The sequence below is a fragment of the Ventrimonas sp. genome (genome assembly GCF_048380235.1).
GTDB lineage: Bacteria > Bacillota > Clostridia > Lachnospirales > Lachnospiraceae > Brotaphodocola.
Genome location: NZ_DBFCCJ010000008.1, coordinates 1 through 19,464, shown reverse-complemented (window position 1 = coordinate 19,464; position 19,464 = coordinate 1). Strand labels below are relative to the sequence as shown.

Below are 19,464 nucleotides of genomic sequence, written 5' to 3'. Positions count from 1 at the left end.
TTCTTCTGTACTTTTTAGTCACGCTTTCTCAGTTTTTCACTTCTTGCTTTCTGCGCCTGTCATATGATTGATCATGCTTGCCAGATATCCGGCTCCGAATCCATTATCAATATTCACCACCGAAACTCCGCTGGCACAGGAGTTCAGCATGGATAACAGTGCTGACACGCCTCCAAAGGACGCCCCATATCCGATGCTTGTCGGCACCGCGATGACCGGGCAGTCTGCCAGGCCTCCAATGACACTGGCCAGCGCGCCCTCCATTCCGGCAATGGCAATAATGACGGACGCACTCATGATCTCATCCATGTGGGCCAGCAGCCGGTGAAGTCCGGCCACTCCCACATCATACAGGCGCACCACCTCATTGCCGTGGGCTTCGGCTGTCAGGGCCGCTTCCTCCGCTACCGGAATATCCGAGGTTCCCGCTGTTGCTACCACAATTTTCCCCAGACCGTCTGCTGCCGGGAACTGACCGATGGTGCCAATCCTCGCGTCTTTCCGATAGTCCATCTGTGGATATGTTTTCCGGATTTCAGCTGCCTTTTCCTCAGACAGCCGGGTGAGCAGGATCGTCTTTACCTCATGCTCCAGCATTGCGCCAATGATCCCCACCATCTGCTCCGGTGTCTTTCCGGCTCCGTAAATGACCTCGGCCGCTCCCTGACGGATCCCACGATGCAGATCCACCTTCGCGTAACCAATATCCTCAAAGGGCTCTTTCTTAATCGCGAGCAGTGCGTCATCCACGCTAAGCTCGCCGCTCTTCACTGCTTCCAGTGTTTTTCTGATCTCGCTGTTCATCCGCGCACCTCCAGATCCAGAAGCACAGCCGGATAGTGCTTCTTTAACTCGTTCAGAATCTCTGCCCGCTTTTCCATGAGAAGCGGAAGCTGGTTTTCCGGCAATTGCAGGCGGGCTGCACCGTTCGGCATCATCCGCACACGGAAATCATGGAAGCCAAGGGAGAACAGAAAATCCTCTGCTGCTTCCGTCCTCTGAAGCTTTTCTGCCGTAATCTCGCATCCGGTCGGAATGCGGGTGGCCAGACATGCATATGACGGCTTGTCCCAGGTAAAAAGCCCGCCTTCTTTGGAAAGTCTGCGGATCTCGGATTTTACAAGACCGCATTCTCTCAGCGGAGATTTTACCTGCAGCTCCTGCAATGCCTTCATGCCCGGACGGTCTCCTGCATCATCGGAGGCATTGGTTCCGTCAAGCAGTACCGTATAGCCATCCTCCGCAGCCGCCTTCATGATCATGTTGAAGATAACTTTCTTGCAGTAATAGCAGCGGTTAGACGGGTTGGAAACCACAACCGGGTCAGACAGTACATCTGCCCGGAGCACCCGCACCGGTGCCTTTAACTGCTCCGCCAGGTGCATGGCATCATCCATCTCAAACTGCGGCTGAAACAGTGCTTTTACATAATAGGCTTTCACATCCGCACCGTATTTCATGGCTGCGTAAAGCAAATAAGAAGAATCCACACCGCCGGAAAAGGCCAGCGCGACCTTCGGGTTTTCTTTGAAAAATTCCTGTAAGTTCATAAATTAAGTCCTCTCCTTCTCAAAGTACTGATTCCGCCTGCGGCAAACAGCATGCCGCCAGGACAAATAAGAATGTGCATCCCTGCGGAGCAATGCAATTTCCTATGAAACAAAAAAGGCATGCGGCCCTTCTTGAAAGAGCCGTATGCCTTCCTGTGCATACATCATTCTAAATTAAAATACGGACACATCACCTGCAAAATTCAGATATCTATATTATATCCAAGATTTCTTCTTACTGCTTTTACCAATCAGAAGCTTCAGCCTCTGCATGGCAGCTTCGTGCTGCCCGATTTACGAGAGAAATTATAGCACAATCTTTTTTTCATGGCAAGTACCTGATCAGTCAATCAGTTTTCCCACTTCCGTCACTACGCCATCAACCAGCTTCGTCATACTCAGATCCGCCACACCCACAATGTAGTTATCGCAGTGGTTCACCGGAACCAGAATGCGCTTGGCCGGGCTCCGGCCCACGGCTGTTGCCATAGCCGCCGTGATCTCGCCAAGAAGCGCATCCGCAATGACGATTCCCACCGGCCCGATGATAACATCGGCTTTGCGGCTGCAGACTATGACCGGATTTTCTCCGGTTGCCGCCACATCTGCCCCGGCTTTTAACATGGCCGATGTGGCCAGACTGTTGGTCCCCACTGCGGTAATATACTGCTCCGGGTAACGTTTCTTTAAAGCGCTGACGATCTGCTTTCCAATACCGCCGCCCTGCGCATCGATTACAAGTATATTCATAATGTTATTCTTCCTTTTTCAATGCCTTTTCCAATTCCTCTACCACAATCCTCAGAGCCTTGATCCGGGCATATTTCTTGTCTACAGACTCCAGGATATGCCACGGCGCGTAGGTGGTGCTGGTTTTGGCAAGCATCTCATTCACAGCCTGCTCATACCGATCCCACTTGTCGCGGTTGCGCCAGTCCTCCTCTGTGATCTTCCACTGCTTCGCCGGGGTATTCTGCCGCTCAGTGAAACGTTCCAGCTGGGTATCCTTATCAATCTGTACCCAGAATTTGATGATGACTGCACCCCAGTCGTGAAGTTCTTTCTCGAACTCATTGATCTCATGGTAAGCGCGTTTCCAGTCGTTCTCGCTGCAAAAGCCCTCCAGCCGCTCTACCATCACACGGCCATACCAGCTCCGGTCAAAGATGGCAATATGGCCTGTCTTGGGAAGCCTGGTCCAGAAGCGCCACAGATAATGCCGTGCCTTTTCATGGGGCTCCGGGCTTGCGATGGGATGCACCTCGTATCCGCGGGGATCCAGAGCACTAGTGATGCGCTTGATATTTCCGCCCTTACCAGCTGCGTCCCAGCCCTCATAGGCAATGATCACCGGAACCTTCTTACGGTACAGGCGGTTATGCAGCTCGCCCAGTCTCTGACGCAGCTGCTTCAGCTCTTTTTTATAATCCTCTTCCGAAATCGTCTTGTCCAATGGAATCTCAGAAAGCAGCGGCATCCGCTCAAGCGGGAACACATTCTGTAAAAGCGGCACTGCCATCTGACTGTTGCTGAGCGCAATGTCGATTCCCTGCGTCAGGATCTCCATAATCTGAAGCTCTCTCCACTTTCTGGACTTTGCGTCAATGATATACCAGGGTGCTGACGGCTGATTGGTCTGTTTTAAATAATCAGAGAAAACATCCCGGCACCTGTCATAATGCTCATGCTGCCACAGATCATAGCTGCCGACCCGCCATGCCGTATCCTTTTCCCCGGCCAGATGACGGATCCGCCGTTCCTGTTCCTTCCTGGAAATATTCAAAAACAGCTTTACTACCAGGTACCCATTGTCAGTCAGCTGGCGCTCGAACCGCTGTACACTCTCGATCCGCTTTGCGTACTCCTTCTCAGAAAACTCTCCCTGCAAATATCCACCCGTCAGCTCTCCCATCCAGCCGGAATCCAGGAATACAAACTTTCCCGCTTCCGGGATCTTCGCAAAATGCCGGTACAGAAACGGCTTTCTGGCATCTTCCTCCGTTTTCTTTTCCATATCAAAAACCTTGAAGAAGCGCGGATCAATATTCTGGATGATGCTCCCGATGCCGGAACCCTTGCCGGAGGTTCCCCAGCCTTCCACCAATACCAGGACCGGAACCTTTTTCTCCTTCATCTGCAGCTGCTGCACCGCCAGTTTCTCTCTGGCTGCCTCAAGTCTTGTTTTCAGTTCCTCCTCTTCCGGCATCTCGGCCGGCATCCATTCTCTCAGCATAGAAATCTCCTTTTTCTGTCTTTCCAGCCATCAGGTATCTCTTACGTCTAGGATAGCACGAAACGCCCGTTCCTACAAGGATGATCCGGTCTGGCAGACTGCTTCTGTTACTGTTCACGCGTTGCGCAAACAGCAACGGATTTTGCCGATGCTTCGCATTCCAAATCGGCAAAATCTGCTGCCACGGCTGTATCATACGGCATTTTCAGTTCAGAAAATGCCTACCCGTGTACAGTAACCTGCTTCTTAGCTTCTGGCAGCTGTACCTGCCTTGATCGTATAGGTAATCTTAAACAGATTGGCAGCTCCGTTCGCCCAGTCTGCCTCGAAGGTGCCAACCTTGCCGCCGGAGAAGGTAATGCCAAGCCTGTTGTTGGAGCCGGTTTCGATTACCCAGTCACTTTCATCAAACACTTGCGGTCGTGCTCCAGTTTTTCCTTGCAACTGAACCAAATTACTGCCATTTTCAGGCTGCATCTGAAGTCTGATCTTTTTACCACTCACATCATCTTCATTCGTAACAAATTCGTACCCCTCCGCAATATCACTGACCTTAATCTCGCTCACGTGGATCGGTACCACGCTGTTGTTCGTGATCCCGTAGCCCTCCGGCGTGATAAATTCTCCGGTGCTGAGCACGGCAAACGTAATACTGAGCGGAACCGTTGCGGAAAGCTGTGATACATCTTTGGTATACACCACCTTTACCTGCGTGGAGGCTGTTCCTGCTTCAAATGCATTGCTGCTCGCCGTGTCGACGGCCTGTCCCTGCTGTGCCTCCCCTGCAGCAAATGCAGTCATGCTCATGCTTGCCGTCAGGGCCAGTGCCGGAATCACCATTTTCATCTTCTTCATACTCTTTCTCCTTTGATTTGTTTTTATAGACAGTTTACGGGTTACCCTCTTAAGAACCGGCCACGATCGTAATTTTAGCTGCTGCCTGACCGGCCTGCGATAAGTTTTCCATATTATAAGCCGTAAACAGGGCCGTAGCGGAATACGTTCCTGCCGACAGCGTGCGATTCAGTTTTATATACTCGATATACTGTCCCGGCGCGATACCGGCAGACTCATAAATCGGCTCCCTCTCCCCATCCAGCGTGATCGCTACCTTCATATGATGATGATTTGCGGCTATGTTTTCAATCCGCGCCATGGCATCAGCTCCATTCTCATCAACCGTCACAACCGACGCAATGGAAATATTAAACATGCCTTCCTCGACCACCTTATTCAGTTCCTCCTGGATTTCTTTCTCAGAGCGCCCCGGCAAGGTTCCGGTCCGGGCAGACGGATCAAAGAACTCATGAACCGGTTCCGCCCTGCAGCTGTGCAAAAGCCAGATCAGGACGAGAAGAAGCAGCACTGCCAGAATGCCACAGATCCACTTCCTTCGATTTCCGCTTTCCTTATTATTTTTCTTATTAAGCCCTTTGTCCTCTGATTTGAATTGCTTCATACACATTCCTTTCTAATCATATATTTATCATGATGTTTCCAGACTCCTGACCGTATAGGTTACGATCGCAACCACAGCCTCTTCCCCGGCATCGAGTGTCCCCGCCAGACAGTTTCCGCCAAGCTCCAGCTCCCAGCTCAGCTCCAGTTCTTCTCCCGGCTCCAGAAGCAGCTGCTCCGCCTCGAGATTCCATGTCATACCGACTTCACCGGCTGCTGTCTGTTCCTGTCCAAAGACACAGGATATGTCATTCCTCAGCGTCAGCCGCAGACAGGGCTTTCTGCCCTCCCATTCCGTAAAAATATCGTCCGCATCCTTACTGCCCTCTGTCTGCCAGGCAAACGTGACTGAGGTCAGTAAAACCGTGCTCTCTCCGTGATTTTCCAGACTTCCGCTGACTGCTGTGCAGCTCCCGTCCGGCTCAATCACAAACAGCATCTGCGTTGGCACCACCACGGAGATCTGTGGCGCACAGAGTGCGGGCTGATATTCTGCGTTGCTCACCGAAGCTATGGGAGACAAATCATCCAGAAGAGGTTCTTCCGCCAGATCCCGTTCCGATTCCTCTGAAGCTTCCTCCTGCGGTTTTGTGAGCTTTTCCGCATCTGACACCGTAGCCGTTTTAATCATTATTCTGTCTGCAGATGCATTTCCTGCCGTAGCAATTTCCACCCCCGTCCTCCTGTCCGTTTCCAGGGAAGCCGAGGCAAACGCCATAACGGCAGACATTTGCAAAATACACGCCAGCACAGGCACCAACAGGAAAATCCACGCCGTTTTCCGGATGCCGGCATACACAATGTGCAATCCATTCCCCCCTTTTTGCTGCAGTTACCTTCCATCATTCATTTTATCAATTGGGAAATACTGAACCAGGCATGATGCTCAGCACACAGCCTGTCCGTTTGAAATAAAAGACCCGCCAGGATATTGCGGTTACATGAGATTACAGGATTGTTAAGAATATAAATCCCGATAAACTTACGTTTATTATACTTGCCTCAATAAAGAATGACAAGCTTCCAGCCTGCAAAAATCTGCCTAAAATCCATAAGATCATGACAGAACAGGATGAAAAAACAGGAAAAGCGCAAGCTCTTCAACGGCTTGCGCTTTCCATCTTACTTCAGATTATTTTGTAATGTACCGATCAGTTCCTCAAGAACAATTGGCTTGGATAAAAATCCATCCATGCCGCATTTCAGTGCCTTCTTTCTGTCTTCATCAAACGCATTGGCAGTCATGGCAAGGATCGTAATTCCCGCCAGTGCCGGATCAGCGAGTGCACGGATCTGTTTTGTTGCCTCATATCCGTTCATGACAGGCATCTGAACATCCATAAGCACCAGATCATAGTCGCCCGGCGCTGCATGCCTTACCTTCTCCACGGCCTCTGCTCCGTTTTCTGCCGTATCAATCCGGAATCCATATTGCTTCAGAAGCTCCACAGCAATTTCACGGTTCAGTTCATTGTCTTCCACAAGCAGGATGCATCGGCCCCTGAAATCAGAGCCTGCAGCTGGAAGAACCGGATTCTCTGTTTCCTCCTGCTTCTGACCGATCGCTGTCATCAGAGTTTCTCTGATATCTGACATAAACAGCGGTTTCGCGCAAAATGCAGTTACCCCTGCAGCCCTGGCTTCTACTTCGATATCCGACCAGTCATAGGCAGTCAGGATAATGATCGGCGTATCATCACCCAGACTGCGGATCTGGCGGGTGACTTCAATGCCATTCATATCCGGCAGGCGCCAGTCAATGATATAGGCATGGAATGCATCGCCCAGTTCCATGGACTGGCGTGCACGGAGAACCGCCTCTTTGCCGGAAAGTGTCCATTCTGAACGCATTCCAACCTTGGCAAGCATCTTTGTCACACTGTCACAGGTATTAAAATCATCGTCTATCACCAAAGCCTTAAGACCTTCCAGCTCTGCGATCCGCTCGGTGCGGTGCTGCTCCGGCTGAATCCGCAATGCCAGACGGACAATCACCTCGGTACCCTTTCCCTGCTCCGTCTGAACCTCAATGGTTCCGCCCATCATATTCACAATATTCTTGGTGATAGCCATACCAAGTCCTGTGCCCTGGATCCTGCTGACCGTGGAGGTGCGTTCCCGCTCAAACGGCGAAAACAGCTTCTGGGCAAATTCCTGGCTCATGCCGATTCCGTTATCCTTGACCCGGATCTCATACAGCGCACTGTCCTTCTGTGTCCCCGGGAACTGCTTGAGCCGGACAGAAACGGTTCCACCCGCCGGAGTAAACTTGATCGCATTGGACAAAAGATTCAAGAGCACCTGGTTCAGCCGCGTTTTATCACAATAGACGTCCTCGTTCGCAACATCCACCGCATCCATATAAAGGTCCAGCTGCTTTGCATAGATCTGGCCGCTGATGATCGTCTTCAGATCATGAAGGACATCTGACAGACTGACCTCCGTTTCTTCCAGATGGATCTTTCCACTCTCAATACGGCTCATATCCAGTACATCATTGATCAGCGAGAGCAGATGGTTGCTGGATGAAAGGATCTTGCCCAGATAATCCCGGACTCTTTCCTGATTATCTATGTTGCTTACAGCCAGTGTCGTAAAACCAATGATCGCATTCATCGGTGTCCGGATATCGTGAGACATGTTGGAAAGGAACGTGCTCTTTGCCCGGTTGGCGGTCTCAGCAGCACGGACTGCCTCAGCAAGAGCCTGATTCATTTTCTTGTCAGAGGTACGGTCCGACATAACCAGGATATATTTCTTCGTTCCGTTTACATCACTGTCCATTGCGACAATATGAAACCAGCGCTGCTCCCCTGTTTTTTGATGCACATATTCAAAATCCCATTCCCTCTGTTCCTGTGTCAGGATATCCTTCAGATAATTCTTCTTCGGATCTTCCGGATTCCTGGAATGTAGCTCTCCCAAAACACAGATATCCTTCTGGATCTGCTCTACGGTAATACCCAGCAGTCTTTCCACATTCGGGCTTACATAATCGGCCTTATACGTGTTTGCATCCAGCATCAGAAACACGTCATCCACATTCATCGACAGCTTTTGAAACAGCTCATCCCGGTACAGGATCTCCGTATCCTTTCGCTTCAGGCTTCTCCTGTTTTTCTGAAGGATCAGTCCGATCAGAAGGGCAGCGATACCGCACACGACTGCCCCCACAAGGAGCATCGTACTAAGCTGCAGATTGTTCATGCTGGCATTGACGATATCGGCCCGGACCAGCCCCAGAAATATCCAGTCCTGAAGCTTCGATTTTTCATAAACCAGATAGTAATCCATTCCATCCAGATTTACAAGCATCGCATCGGTACGTCCCACTTTCCATTGCTCCACAAGGTCAAGGATCTCTTGTTCGGATATATCAGAATGCTCTCTCAGAAGGCCAAAGAAATTATAAACTGCTCCCCATGATTCCAGAGAATGATCGATCACAACACGGCCATCCGGATGAACCACATAACTCTTTGCGTATCCGTGAAAGGCAGAAATATCCAGTACACTTACGATATCCGAGTTTTCATATGCAATGGCAATGGCATCATATTCAAAGCCCTGATAGCTTCCATGCGCCTGCGGGCTGGCAAAAATAAGCAGCTGGGATTTTCCGGGAACTACTGCATTTGTTATGATATCCTTTCCCTGCCGGATCTCATCCTCCAGATTTTCCTGCACGCCAAGATACCCGGTTTCCCCTGTTACCATCTTATAGTTGCCGTCAGCCGAAAGAAAATAGAAATACAAAAAGCCTGCCTCATTCTGCGCTTTCTCCACATAATCACGAATTTTGCTTTCACTTGAGGTGGTCTGCAGATACTCACTCCACATATGAAGATAAGTCAGGTTCTTATTTGTCAGCTCACTTAGCACATTATTCGACTGATGGAAAACCTCAGTCAAATGAGAAACACTTTCCTCATAAACCGTTTTCGATACAAACTCAAAATACCGGGAAACAGTCAGAACGATCCCAAGTAAAACGGCAAGAAATACCGCTATCCCGAGTCGTTTTCTCATAAAAAATTTCACTCTGTTCGTATTGCGATTCTCAATATCCATTCTTCTCACCTCAGAGTCATGTAATCTTCAGGCTCTGCAAGAATCGCATTACCATCCAGAATATAGCCTGTCCAGGTATCTTTCACCGTACTGTTCGCTCTGTCAAATACTATCGTTTCATCTGCAGGATAAGCCTCCATATGCTGTGGTATGGCCAGACAGGTTACCGTAAACGTATCATCATCCCGAACTGCTTTTCCATTCTTTGTAACTTTCTCCAGTGTATAACCATCCGCCGTTTCCCTGATCTTCACAGAAATACCGCTGACCACAGGCAGAGAACCGCGGTTAAAGGGAAGGAGTCCGCCCGGCCAGCCTTCCACAAAGCTTCTGACCGTTTCTTTCAATTTGGCCCCGCTCAGCTCGCAGTTGTAAGCCGAAAGTCCGTTTGGCATGATCATGCCGCGTGCCATTTTTTCCGTATATCCTGCCTTCCGCACATTCCCCGTAAAGCTGTTTGCTGTCGCGATCAGCACATCCGTACCATAAATGCCGCGCAGAGTGTTTGCCATAACAGAATATGCCGCATTGCCCCCACTGGCATGAAAACGGTCGGAATATGCCTTCTGTGAATCCAGCACAACCGGTTCAGAAGCAGTATTCTCCTCGAGAAGCTGGGTATGGAAGGACTGATAAGCCTGTCCGGCATCGTATTCTCCGGAGATCATCTTAGAAACCACATCTCTGGAAACAGAGAAAAAGTCATTTGACGCAATCCGGATATACATATGGTTCTCTTCAATCACAGATTTCACATCCTTCAGATATTCCGTCAGCTGGTTATCCACATCCTGACTGTAGCTTAGCAGATCCTGGCCCTCATAAATGATCCGGTTCTGCGCATCCGCCGAAAGCATCACATTCAGTACCTTCATTGCTTTCTGCCGGCGCGTTTCATCCTGCGTCAGGTCACGGTTTAATGCCACCTGGAAATAGGGCGTAGTCATCAGCCACTTTTCGCCGTTCTGCTCAAAGAATGGCAGAAATATTGTATCAATGCCCTGATCCTGAAAAATTTTTACACCGGCAGAGCTGCCGAAATACATGGCCAGCTTACCGCTTTTGTACAGCTCAGTCACAGCATCATAATTCAGATTCAGATCCTCCCGGCTCAGCCCTGTATCCCGGATAAATTGCTCCATCCGCTCAAAGGCCTTCGGCCAGACGGTACTGTCCAGACCTTCTTTCCTGCTGTTACCCGGATCACTGTAGGCGGTACGCCATCTGCGTCCGGTTGCAGTCGAAAGCTCTGCCGCAGACAGGCCCTGCAAGGTTTCCATACAGGTATAATCATAATAATAGTCTGCGGTAAACCCTCGGATCCCCACCTTGTCAAATGCCTGACAGGCAGAAACAAAGCTTTCGTAATCGGTTGGCAGCGGAATCTTATATTTTTCAAACAGATCTCTGTTCACCACGAAGCCATGTACATCTGCGCACACCGGAAGCCAGTTTACACTGCCATCCTGATTCATAAAGCTGTGGATGTATGTATTATAGACAGCACCGGCCTCATTGGTGGTGGAAAGATCCATCAGACTGTCCTTTAGCGGACTGGCGTCATGCAGAGAAAACCGGCAGCAGGTTATAATATCCGGCAATCCACCGTTTTCATTCAGAAATCTGTAGAAATCCAGATCGTTATTGCCCACTACAAATTCAATATTGATGTCCGGAAGCTGCTCCTGAATGTATGGTGCATATGTTTCATACAGCTTTGTGGACCACAAATACACGGTGATCGTTTCCGCATCTTCTTTTTCCGCGCTCTTCCCACGGCAGCCTGACAAAAGTGACAGGACTGCAGCCATCACCCAAAATACAGCTAAAACTCTATTCCACTTTTTCTTTTTCATTACAGCTCCCCTTAAAATCATTTCCAACTAATTTACAGATCACCTTTACCAGCAATTTTACATCAATCGGTTTGGCAATGTGTTCATCCATTCCTGCTTTCTTTGCTCTGAGCCTGTCCTCCGTAAACGCGTTTGCCGTCATTGCGATGATCGGAACCACCTTTGCGTCCTCTCTGTCCAGAGAACGGATCCTTTCTGCCGCTTCATAACCATTCATGACCGGCATCATGATATCCATCAAAATGACATCAAATTCGTGCGGCCTGCTGTTTTCAAATATCTCAGCCGCCTGCTGGCCATTCCATGCTTTACACACACAGGCCCCTTCATTCTGAAGCATAAATTCCGCAATTTCCATGTTCAACGCATTGTCTTCTGCCAGAAGGATCTTCAGACCTTTGATGGATCTTTCTGTTGCAGCCTTCTGTTCTTCACGCTTTTCAGTATCCGGATCTGTTTGAAACGGGATACGGAACACAAAGGTCGTACCTTCTCCCAGCTCACTTTCAAACGTAATCGTTCCGCCCATTTTTTCGATCAGCTTTTTTGTGATGGACATTCCAAGTCCGGTTCCGGAAAATTTTGTCCGGCTTCCGGCATGCTCCTGCGCAAACGGTTCAAAAAGACGTTTCTGAAACGCTTCTGTCATACCAATCCCTGTATCCCGGCAGACAAATTCCATGGTCACCATTCCTGTCTGTTCTGATGCGATTTCCATGCAGCTGATATAGATACATCCGTTTTCTCTGTTATATTTCACCGCATTTGTCAGGATATTCATCAGGATCCTCTTCACATATCCCGGACTTCCGATGAGATTCCAGTGTATCACTTCTTTTTTCTCCCACACGATCCGGATATTCCGTTTTGCGGCTATCTGTTCGATCACAACCAGGAGTTCGTCAAAAATACTGGCCAGCTGAAATGGGATTTCTTCCAGAACCACTTCATCCGATTCCAGCTTGCTCATATCCAGGACTTCGTTTACCAGTTCCAGCAACAGATTTGATGCCTCTTTGATCTTTGTACGGCATTCCCTCTGCTTGTCCATATCGTCTGCATAATGATCTGCCACATCGAGCATGCCGCAGATTCCGTTGATCGGTGTCCGGATATCATGGCTCATCCTCTGGAGAAACTCGGTTTTTGCCTCATTGGCTGCATCTGCCCTTTTTGCTGCCCTCAAAAGCTCTGCTTTATATTTTTCTTCCTTTTCCTGCTCCTTTTTGCGGTGTGCCTGATTGGTTCTATATATCCAGAACCAGAAGACACTGAATATCAGAAAATAAAAGAAAACAACCGCTGTTACACTGAGCGGCAGGTCATGGAAGACCTCCGCATCCGGAAGATACGCATAAATGTAATAATCCCGCTGCTTCAGCATGATCCCGTAACATCCGGTTCCCTCATGCTTCAGATGAAATATGTGCCGGCTGTCTGTATTCTTTTTCATTGCCTGCACAATCTCGTTGCCGGCGGTATCCTGCCCAAGCAGACTCTCATCGTTGCTGGCAATGACGCTTCCCTTGTCTGCCACAATGATTGTACCGTCCTTCCGGGTACTATAGCCATTTAAAAGGCTCTGTATCGTCAGCGTATAGTTTCTGACAAATTCCGGAGATGTATAATAATAGATTGCAACGATGCCCGGTGCATCTTTTCTGGCACAGGCTGCAATATCGATACGTGACCCGTCTGCTCTGGTTATCCGCTCCGAATAGCTTCGTTCTTCATATCCGGCAAAATCCATGATAATGTCTTTTTGCAGATAATCCGTGATCTCATCGGTCAGAGACTCATTCGCGCTGTATTCACAGACTGTTCTTCCCTCTGTATCCAGGATAAGGATCCCGTCCACCCAGAGCGTCTGCAGATTCTCTTTCAAAAATTCCCGGCTCAGCTGCCCGCCGTTTTCTGTTTCCATATCGATATTGGTACTCATTTGTCTGGCACTTTCAATCGCACGGAGAAGGCTTTTGGATTCCGAAGATTCATTATAATGGGTGTAGGTTGAGCACTGCACCTTGACGTAGTTTACAATCTCCACCATCCGTCTCTCTGCCTCTGCCTTTTCCATATGAAAAAAATAAAACAGGGCTGCTGCGGCCACACAGATCCCAAGCAGAGCACCGACTATCTGGATCCGTTTTTCTTTTTTCTTTCTCTTAATATCCAAGATCATCCACCTCCAGATACTTTTCCGGATCATCCAGATATTTTCTGATGATTTTCAGGGATGTGCCATCCTGACGCATCTCTTCCAGTGTCTGGTTCATCTGCTCACAGATTCCTCTGTCATCAGCTTTTGCAAAAGCAACTCCTATCCCCACAACCATCAAAGGTTCTTCCAGGACACGAAAATCTGTATCATAATCCTTCTTATACTGAACGATGGATTCCTCATGTGCAGCCACTGCATCTACATATCCTTTCCCCAGAAATGTATAGATCAGCTCTCTGTGTCCGAGACTGATCAGATTTCCCAGTTTCGGGATCCTCTCATCTGTCCGATTCAAAAAAATGTTTTCCGGCTTGGTTGTAGACTGAACTGCAAGATTCTTTCCTTCCAGGTCACTCAGTTTATAAATGTCACTGCTCGCATTTACAGCAACCACCTGACGGCTTGCTATGTACGGTCCGGCCCAGCGGTAATCGTCAAGACGTCCCTCCATGGAAAAGCAGCCCATAATACAGTCAATCTCCCCGCTCTCCACCAGTTCCTTTTTCTGTTCCCAGTTGATCTGGACAACCTTCACCTGATACCCCATTCTTTGGAAGGCTTCGGTCGCCAGCTCTACATCGATTCCTGTCGGAATACCATCTTCATTCAGATAGTTGTATGGCGGATAGCTGTCGCTGCCGAGCGTGATGACAGGCCTTTTTGTTTCCTGCTTACTGGCAGCTGCATTTCTGCACCCTGCCAGAATGCCCGCCGAAATACCTGCAAGCAAAATGCCTGCAATCACTGTTTTTCCCTTCATTTTTATATCCATCCCTGCTGTTTGTTATGTTTGCCTGTTATTCTTTCTGTACTGTTGATTTTTAAGCTATTTCAGTGGCCTGCGTTTCGGTACCCCCCCCCACGAAATTTTATGCTTCTTATCGTCTTTTCCAGTCGTTCCTTCCACGGAAGAAAGAATTTCCATAACTTTTAATGCATCTTCAAGCTTTTGTGGGTTCTCCTCTAATTTTTTGCTCAATCCATGGTAACGTGTCACATTCAAAATATATACACTCTGGGGATTTCTTTTATTCGTAGTAAACATTCCCAGATCTTTCCATTTCTAAATATATTCCATGCAATCCATCATGCCCGGTGTATCACTCACATTGGCCTTTCCCACCAGATAATCCTTTTGCCACTGCTTACCCTGAAAAGTTCCCAAAAATCCCGTGTCCGCAATATTGCACATATATTGAAATCCATAACCCGGATATGCAATCTGCGCCAGGCACAGCAGTCCCGCAACAGCAGATAGACCCAGTATTTTTCTTAATTCCATAAATTCACTTATCCTCTCATCTCCTGTCAGCAATTCCGATTGTTTCAAATTGAAAAAGAATATGCACTGCCAGACAGACAATGCACATCATTTCATGCAGCTGGCTGCCATTTTACAAGCCCTGTAGCTTTGCGTCTCAGACTTTCATCTGATTTGCCCATCATCCTATTTCCGTTAAGCTTATGTAAAAAACTCAATTTTATTATACGTCTGCATCATACGGTGCACAAGAAAAATATGACCGCATTCCTGCTTAAAAATGACAAAAAAGCTGTCTCTGGTGCCTTTTCAATACTCTTCTCGGCTTCTTCCCTCGTTGCAAACAGCCTGCTTCTTCTAAGGAATAAAAAAACAGACCATATAACAACTTTATATGCTCTGTCTTTTTATTCCTACAAATCTTCGTGCAGTTTTACATCGCTATTATCTGCCATGCATTGTTTTAAGGCAACAATCATTTTTTCCGCATCCAGCGGCTTTGCAAGATGAACATTCATTCCAGCCAGCCGGCTGTTGATAATGTCTTCTGCAAAGGCATTTGCGGACATTGCAATGATCGGAACCCTCCTGGCATCCCTTCTTTTCATTTCCCTGATTGTCCTTGCCGCATCCAGACCATTCATCCTCGGCATCATAATATCCATATAAATTACCCCAAAATAATCCGGTGCAGATTTCTCGAAGATTTCAACTGCTTCCTGCCCGTCTACTGCACATGTAACTTCCATACCGCTGTCTTCCAGTATACATCTGGAAATTTCCATGTTCAACTCATTATCTTCCACAACCAATGCCCGCATGCCTTCTACCGAATAATCATCAAGGCTTACTGGCTTATCTGATAAATTACTGTTTTTATCCTGTGTGCCAATTTTGAACGGAATTTTTACAATAACTGTTGTCCCGACACCTGCTTTGCTCTTCAGTTCAATACTTCCATCCATTTTGTCCACGAGTTGCTTCGTAATTGCAAGCCCCAGTCCGGTGCCTTCATACCTGGATCTGCTTGTCTCGCTTTCCTGAGCGAACATATCAAAAGCATGTGCAATAAAATCTTCACTCATACCCACACCCTGGTCTTTACAGTAGAAAGTGAAATTTGCTCTGTCATCATCCAGAGTTTCTTCCTTAACCCCGACCGTGAACACACTACCCGCCTGACTGAATTTTATGGCATTGTCCATAATATTCGACAGAATCCTTCCAAGATATACCGGGTTTCCAACCAGAGTGCTGTGACTGTATATACCATTTTTCCAGTCAATCTCATACCGGATGCCTTTCTTGGCAGCCCGCTCATCATAAATCTGGTTCAGTTCCCGCAGTACCTCTGTCAGATCAAAGGTTAGCTGCTGGTCCTTCAAATCTCCGCTCTGTAGTTTATTCATATCCAATAGACAGCCGTAAAATCTGCACATATCTTATCCAAAAGCCGTCTTTCCGCCATCTGTTCTTCCAGCGTACTTTTCAGTTTTCTATTCCTCATATGTACCATTACAGTCAGGACAAGAAGCAGAACGATCAGCACGGTTATAAAAACCAAAACAGTCACAGACTGCGGTTGCTTCGGAAATATATATTTAGTTTCTGTCATAACAAAACCCTCTCTATGTTTCCTAGCTGCTTTTCCCATGCATCCAGGAAGGCAATTACAGCCAGTTTTCCAGAACATCATTCAGCTTATTCATATCCAGCGGTTTCGCGATATGTCCATTCATGCCTGTATTTTTGGCCAGCTGTACATCTTCTGCAAAAGCATTGGCAGTCATGGCAACAATAGGCAGTTTTCCCTTTTCACCCGGAAGGCTCCTGATTGCTGCAGTTGCCTCATAACCATTCATGACAGGCATTTGGATATCCATAAAAACAAGATCATACAATCCTTCCGGAGAAGCTTCCACTTTTTCAACTGCGATTTCCCCATTTTCTGCTGTTTCCACTTCTGCCCCTGTCATCTGCAAAATTTCAACAGCAATTTCTCTGTTCAACTCATTATCCTCAACCAGCAGAATCCTTTTTCCTGTGTAGTCTGATTCTGACAACTTCTCCAGATAATTTCTTGCTGTTTTTTCTTTTCTGCCTGAAGTAAACTGCCGTAGTGTTGCCGTCAGCCGGGAACGGAACAGCGGTTTTGCAATAAAAGCATCTACACCTGCAGCCTTTGCTTCTTCTTCAATTTCGCTGAATTCATAGGATGTCAATACAATGATGGTGATCTCTTTTCCTATCCGTTTCCGGATCTGTCTGGCAGTCTCTATACCATCCATATCCGGCATCTTCCAGTCTAAAATAACAGCAAAGTAATCATCTTTCAACTCATGCCGTGCATAACAGCGCTCAACCGCTTCCCTGCCAGAGAGAACCCATTCACCCATAATACCGATTTCCTTCAGTGTGGCAACTGTACTTTCACAGCATGTCTTATCATCATCCACTACCAGAACCGGCAAATTCATCAGATTTCTGTCCTGTTCTTTTTCTTTTTCCTGAAGCTCCAGATAAATTGTTACCGTAATTCTGGTTCCCTTATGTAAGGTACTGTCCACTTTAATATTACCATTCATCAGGTTCACAATATTTCTGCTGATTGCCATTCCAAGACCGGTTCCCTGAACTCTGGTTGTCCGGTGGTCATCCGCGCGGCTGAAAGGATCAAACATGATTTTCTGGAATTCCGGTGACATACCGATTCCATTATCCTCAATCGTAAATTCATAGCATCCAAGTTCTGAAAATCCATTGGGTTTTTCCTCTATCGAAAAAGTAATATTTCCACCATCCGGTGTATACTTGATCGCATTACTCATCAGATTCACAAATACCTGCTGAATCCTCAAGCTGTCACCGCAGACAGCCTCATGTTCAATATGATTGATGTGTATATCAAAATTATGTTTATGTTCATCAAGCACCGGTTTCGTAAGTGTAATAAGATTATCTACCAGCTCTGACAGATTGAAATCTTCCTGTGCCAGTGTCATTTTTCCACTTTCAATACGTGCCATATCCAATACTTCATTAATCAGCCCAAGCAGATGGCGGCTTGATTCTGTGATCTTGCCGAGGCATTCAATGACTCTGTCCTGGCTCTCAACATTTGCTCCTGCGATTGCCGTCAGACCCACAATCGCATTCATTGGTGTCCGGATATCATGGGACATATTGGAAAGGAATTCTGTTTTCGCACGATTTGCATTTTCTGCGGACCGGTAAGCCTCTTTCAGTGCCTGACGAGATTCAATCTCTGCTTTCTTCTCCTGTGTCACATCCATGGATGCCAGCAGTACCTTTTCCAGCTTTCCATTCTTCCATTCCAAGGGAATATAAGAAGCGATTTTATAAGTCTTTTCATCCAGGCTGCAATACTCAAACTTATAAATATCATTTTCACTTTTCAGTTTTTTCCGAATATTATCCGGGGCTATCAGGATATCTATAGCTTCCAATGGTTCCAGTGTCTTATATTTTTCAAGAACCTGCATCTGAAAATCATGATAAAATCCCAGCGGTTTATATATCATCTGTCCATTCAGATTGTAGAATTCATATCTGTCATTTTCCAGATCACAGACAACAAAGCGGTCAACCAGACGCACAATACTCTGAATCAGCTGCTCCATGGAAGCATTATCCGCTGCCATCTGCAGATGCCGTGCGCTCTCTACCTTTGTCTCTGTGATATCACGCAGAAAGATCATGGCATATTCTGAATCCTCTATTTCGCCACGTATGACCACATTGCGGACCCATCGTTCTTCTCCATTCAGAGTGATACGGCACTCTAAAGCCAATTCGGTTTCCAGACCCTTCAGCCTTTCTGCAATATAACCACGGTCGTAAAAAGAGGATACCGCCTTCTTATCTGTCTCCACAACATAGGAATCCACAAAATGCTGAATCAATTCATCCCACGTATAACTCTGTTCAAAGACGGTCATCAGGGACGGTTCAACCTTAAAGGTATCAAAAGTATTCGCTTCCAGATTCACATAATACTCGCACAGATCTGCTTTCGTAAAAGCCCGGTGGAAAGCAGCAGATTTTTGTGCCTGCATGATTTCTTTTTTCTCCGCATTAATGTTAATAAAAATCCCGGCAATTCTGCTGGCAGAACCATCCAGACGGCGTATTACTTCTGCCGATGCCCGAAACCACTGGTATTGATTATCCTTCATTCTCATACGATACTCTACCTGGTATTTTATCTGATTCGTCTTATCCTTAATTGCCGCCTGAAGCTGCACCATCACTCTTTCTTTATCCTGTGGATGCAGAAGATCTGACCAGGATTCCAGTTTATTCGGAAAGTCCAGAGTGTCATGATAGCCAAGCATTTTTCGGAATTCATGACTCCAGTTTGCATTCACAATCTCACTGTTTTCGTCACAGTCAAAATACCAGAAGCCGGAATAGATAGCCTCATTGAGCAGTGTCAAATTTACATGATCCCAGTTAACCTGTACGGACATAACCCAGATCTGTCTGCCCGCCTCATCTATCGCATCCTCTTTACAAAGCCGTACATTATTCACTGTACCGTCTGCTGTAAGGATCTGTGCTTCCCATGTTCCGTGAAGCCGCAAAAAACGGTCTCGCTCCAGTGTATCTTCCTCGTCATAAAAGAAATTTCTCAATGAGCCTTTTGTCTGTTCCATGAAAGTATCGAATGTATATCCTGTACTATGCAACAGCAGATTATTCACAGACAAAATAGACAGGTTTTGGTCATAAGATCCTGTCATTATACCTACCCCGCCATTATTTTCCAGTGTTTTCTGTACGGCCTGTGACAT

14 protein-coding genes and 1 riboswitch are annotated in these 19,464 nt (G+C 47.2%); all 14 genes read right to left on the bottom strand.

Annotated features, from left to right (window positions below; genetic code table 11):
- Positions 1-36 precede the first annotated feature (36 nt).
- Positions 37-804, bottom strand: coding sequence for a nickel pincer cofactor biosynthesis protein LarB (gene larB / locus ACMP1L_RS00875; protein ID WP_373244085.1), 768 nt, complete (start codon positions 802-804; stop codon positions 37-39).
- Entirely contained in the window at positions 801-1,550 is a 750-nt protein-coding gene (gene larE / locus ACMP1L_RS00870; protein WP_418451719.1) for an ATP-dependent sacrificial sulfur transferase LarE, read from the bottom strand. Before larE ends, larB begins: the two co-directional genes overlap by 4 nt.
- Before the next feature lie 342 nt (positions 1,551-1,892).
- The gene (locus tag ACMP1L_RS00865; RefSeq protein ID WP_418451718.1) at positions 1,893-2,300 is read right to left on the bottom strand and encodes a DUF3842 family protein; all 408 of its coding nucleotides are present in this window, start codon (positions 2,298-2,300) and stop codon (positions 1,893-1,895) included.
- A 4-nt stretch (positions 2,301-2,304) separates the two neighbouring features.
- Positions 2,305-3,783, bottom strand: coding sequence for a polyphosphate:AMP phosphotransferase (gene pap, locus ACMP1L_RS00860; protein WP_418451717.1), 1,479 nt, complete (start codon positions 3,781-3,783; stop codon positions 2,305-2,307).
- Between the two features lie 246 nt (positions 3,784-4,029).
- Entirely contained in the window at positions 4,030-4,638 is a 609-nt protein-coding gene (locus ACMP1L_RS00855; protein ID WP_418451716.1) for a hypothetical protein, read from the bottom strand.
- Positions 4,639-4,687: 49 nt separating this feature from the next.
- On the bottom strand, positions 4,688-5,242 hold the full coding sequence (locus ACMP1L_RS00850) for a hypothetical protein (RefSeq protein ID WP_418451715.1): 555 nt from the start codon (positions 5,240-5,242) through the stop codon (positions 4,688-4,690).
- 27 nt (positions 5,243-5,269) lie between these two features.
- Positions 5,270-5,914: a hypothetical protein gene (locus ACMP1L_RS00845; RefSeq protein WP_418451714.1), complete on the bottom strand. Its 645-nt coding sequence runs from the start codon at positions 5,912-5,914 to the stop codon at positions 5,270-5,272.
- A gap of 449 nt (positions 5,915-6,363) precedes the next feature.
- Entirely contained in the window at positions 6,364-9,312 is a 2,949-nt protein-coding gene (locus ACMP1L_RS00840; protein WP_418451713.1) for a response regulator, read from the bottom strand.
- A 5-nt stretch (positions 9,313-9,317) separates the two neighbouring features.
- Positions 9,318-11,168 (bottom strand): extracellular solute-binding protein, encoded by a 1,851-nt coding sequence (locus ACMP1L_RS00835; protein WP_418451711.1) that lies wholly within the window; start codon positions 11,166-11,168, stop codon positions 9,318-9,320.
- A complete protein-coding gene (locus ACMP1L_RS00830) occupies positions 11,146-13,350 on the bottom strand; it encodes an ATP-binding response regulator (RefSeq protein WP_418451710.1) in 2,205 nt (734 codons plus the stop codon). Before ACMP1L_RS00830 ends, ACMP1L_RS00835 begins: the two co-directional genes overlap by 23 nt.
- Entirely contained in the window at positions 13,334-14,149 is an 816-nt protein-coding gene (locus ACMP1L_RS00825) for a substrate-binding periplasmic protein (protein ID WP_418451708.1), read from the bottom strand. The genes ACMP1L_RS00830 and ACMP1L_RS00825 overlap by 17 nt, the downstream gene beginning before the upstream one ends.
- Positions 14,150-14,452: 303 nt before the next feature.
- Entirely contained in the window at positions 14,453-14,671 is a 219-nt protein-coding gene (locus ACMP1L_RS00820) for a hypothetical protein (protein WP_243025520.1), read from the bottom strand.
- A gap of 92 nt (positions 14,672-14,763) precedes the next feature.
- A riboswitch (cyclic di-GMP riboswitch) is annotated at positions 14,764-14,839 on the bottom strand.
- 224 nt (positions 14,840-15,063) lie between these two features.
- Complete coding sequence (locus ACMP1L_RS00815) at positions 15,064-16,059, bottom strand: ATP-binding protein (RefSeq protein ID WP_418451706.1); 996 nt, start codon at positions 16,057-16,059, stop codon at positions 15,064-15,066.
- A gap of 261 nt (positions 16,060-16,320) precedes the next feature.
- On the bottom strand, positions 16,321-19,464 hold a 3,144-nt coding region (locus ACMP1L_RS00810; protein WP_475544498.1), incomplete at its 5' end, for a hybrid sensor histidine kinase/response regulator.

What these genes read in the sequence shown, in the direction of transcription:
- larB (WP_373244085.1), bottom strand. Translation starts at nt 804, where the DNA reads ATGAACAGCGAGATCAGAAAAACACTGGAAGCAGTGAAGAGCGGCGAG.
- larE (WP_418451719.1), bottom strand. Translation starts at nt 1,550, where the DNA reads ATGAACTTACAGGAATTTTTCAAAGAAAACCCGAAGGTCGCGCTGGCC.
- ACMP1L_RS00865 (WP_418451718.1), bottom strand. Translation starts at nt 2,300, where the DNA reads ATGAATATACTTGTAATCGATGCGCAGGGCGGCGGTATTGGAAAGCAG.
- pap (WP_418451717.1), bottom strand. Translation starts at nt 3,783, where the DNA reads ATGCTGAGAGAATGGATGCCGGCCGAGATGCCGGAAGAGGAGGAACTG.
- ACMP1L_RS00855 (WP_418451716.1), bottom strand. Translation starts at nt 4,638, where the DNA reads ATGAAGAAGATGAAAATGGTGATTCCGGCACTGGCCCTGACGGCAAGC.
- ACMP1L_RS00850 (WP_418451715.1), bottom strand. Translation starts at nt 5,242, where the DNA reads ATGAAGCAATTCAAATCAGAGGACAAAGGGCTTAATAAGAAAAATAAT.
- ACMP1L_RS00840 (WP_418451713.1), bottom strand. Translation starts at nt 9,312, where the DNA reads ATGGATATTGAGAATCGCAATACGAACAGAGTGAAATTTTTTATGAGA.
- ACMP1L_RS00835 (WP_418451711.1), bottom strand. Translation starts at nt 11,168, where the DNA reads ATGAAAAAGAAAAAGTGGAATAGAGTTTTAGCTGTATTTTGGGTGATG.
- ACMP1L_RS00830 (WP_418451710.1), bottom strand. Translation starts at nt 13,350, where the DNA reads ATGATCTTGGATATTAAGAGAAAGAAAAAAGAAAAACGGATCCAGATA.
- ACMP1L_RS00825 (WP_418451708.1), bottom strand. Translation starts at nt 14,149, where the DNA reads ATGAAGGGAAAAACAGTGATTGCAGGCATTTTGCTTGCAGGTATTTCG.
- ACMP1L_RS00820 (WP_243025520.1), bottom strand. Translation starts at nt 14,671, where the DNA reads ATGGAATTAAGAAAAATACTGGGTCTATCTGCTGTTGCGGGACTGCTG.
- ACMP1L_RS00815 (WP_418451706.1), bottom strand. Translation starts at nt 16,059, where the DNA reads ATGAATAAACTACAGAGCGGAGATTTGAAGGACCAGCAGCTAACCTTT.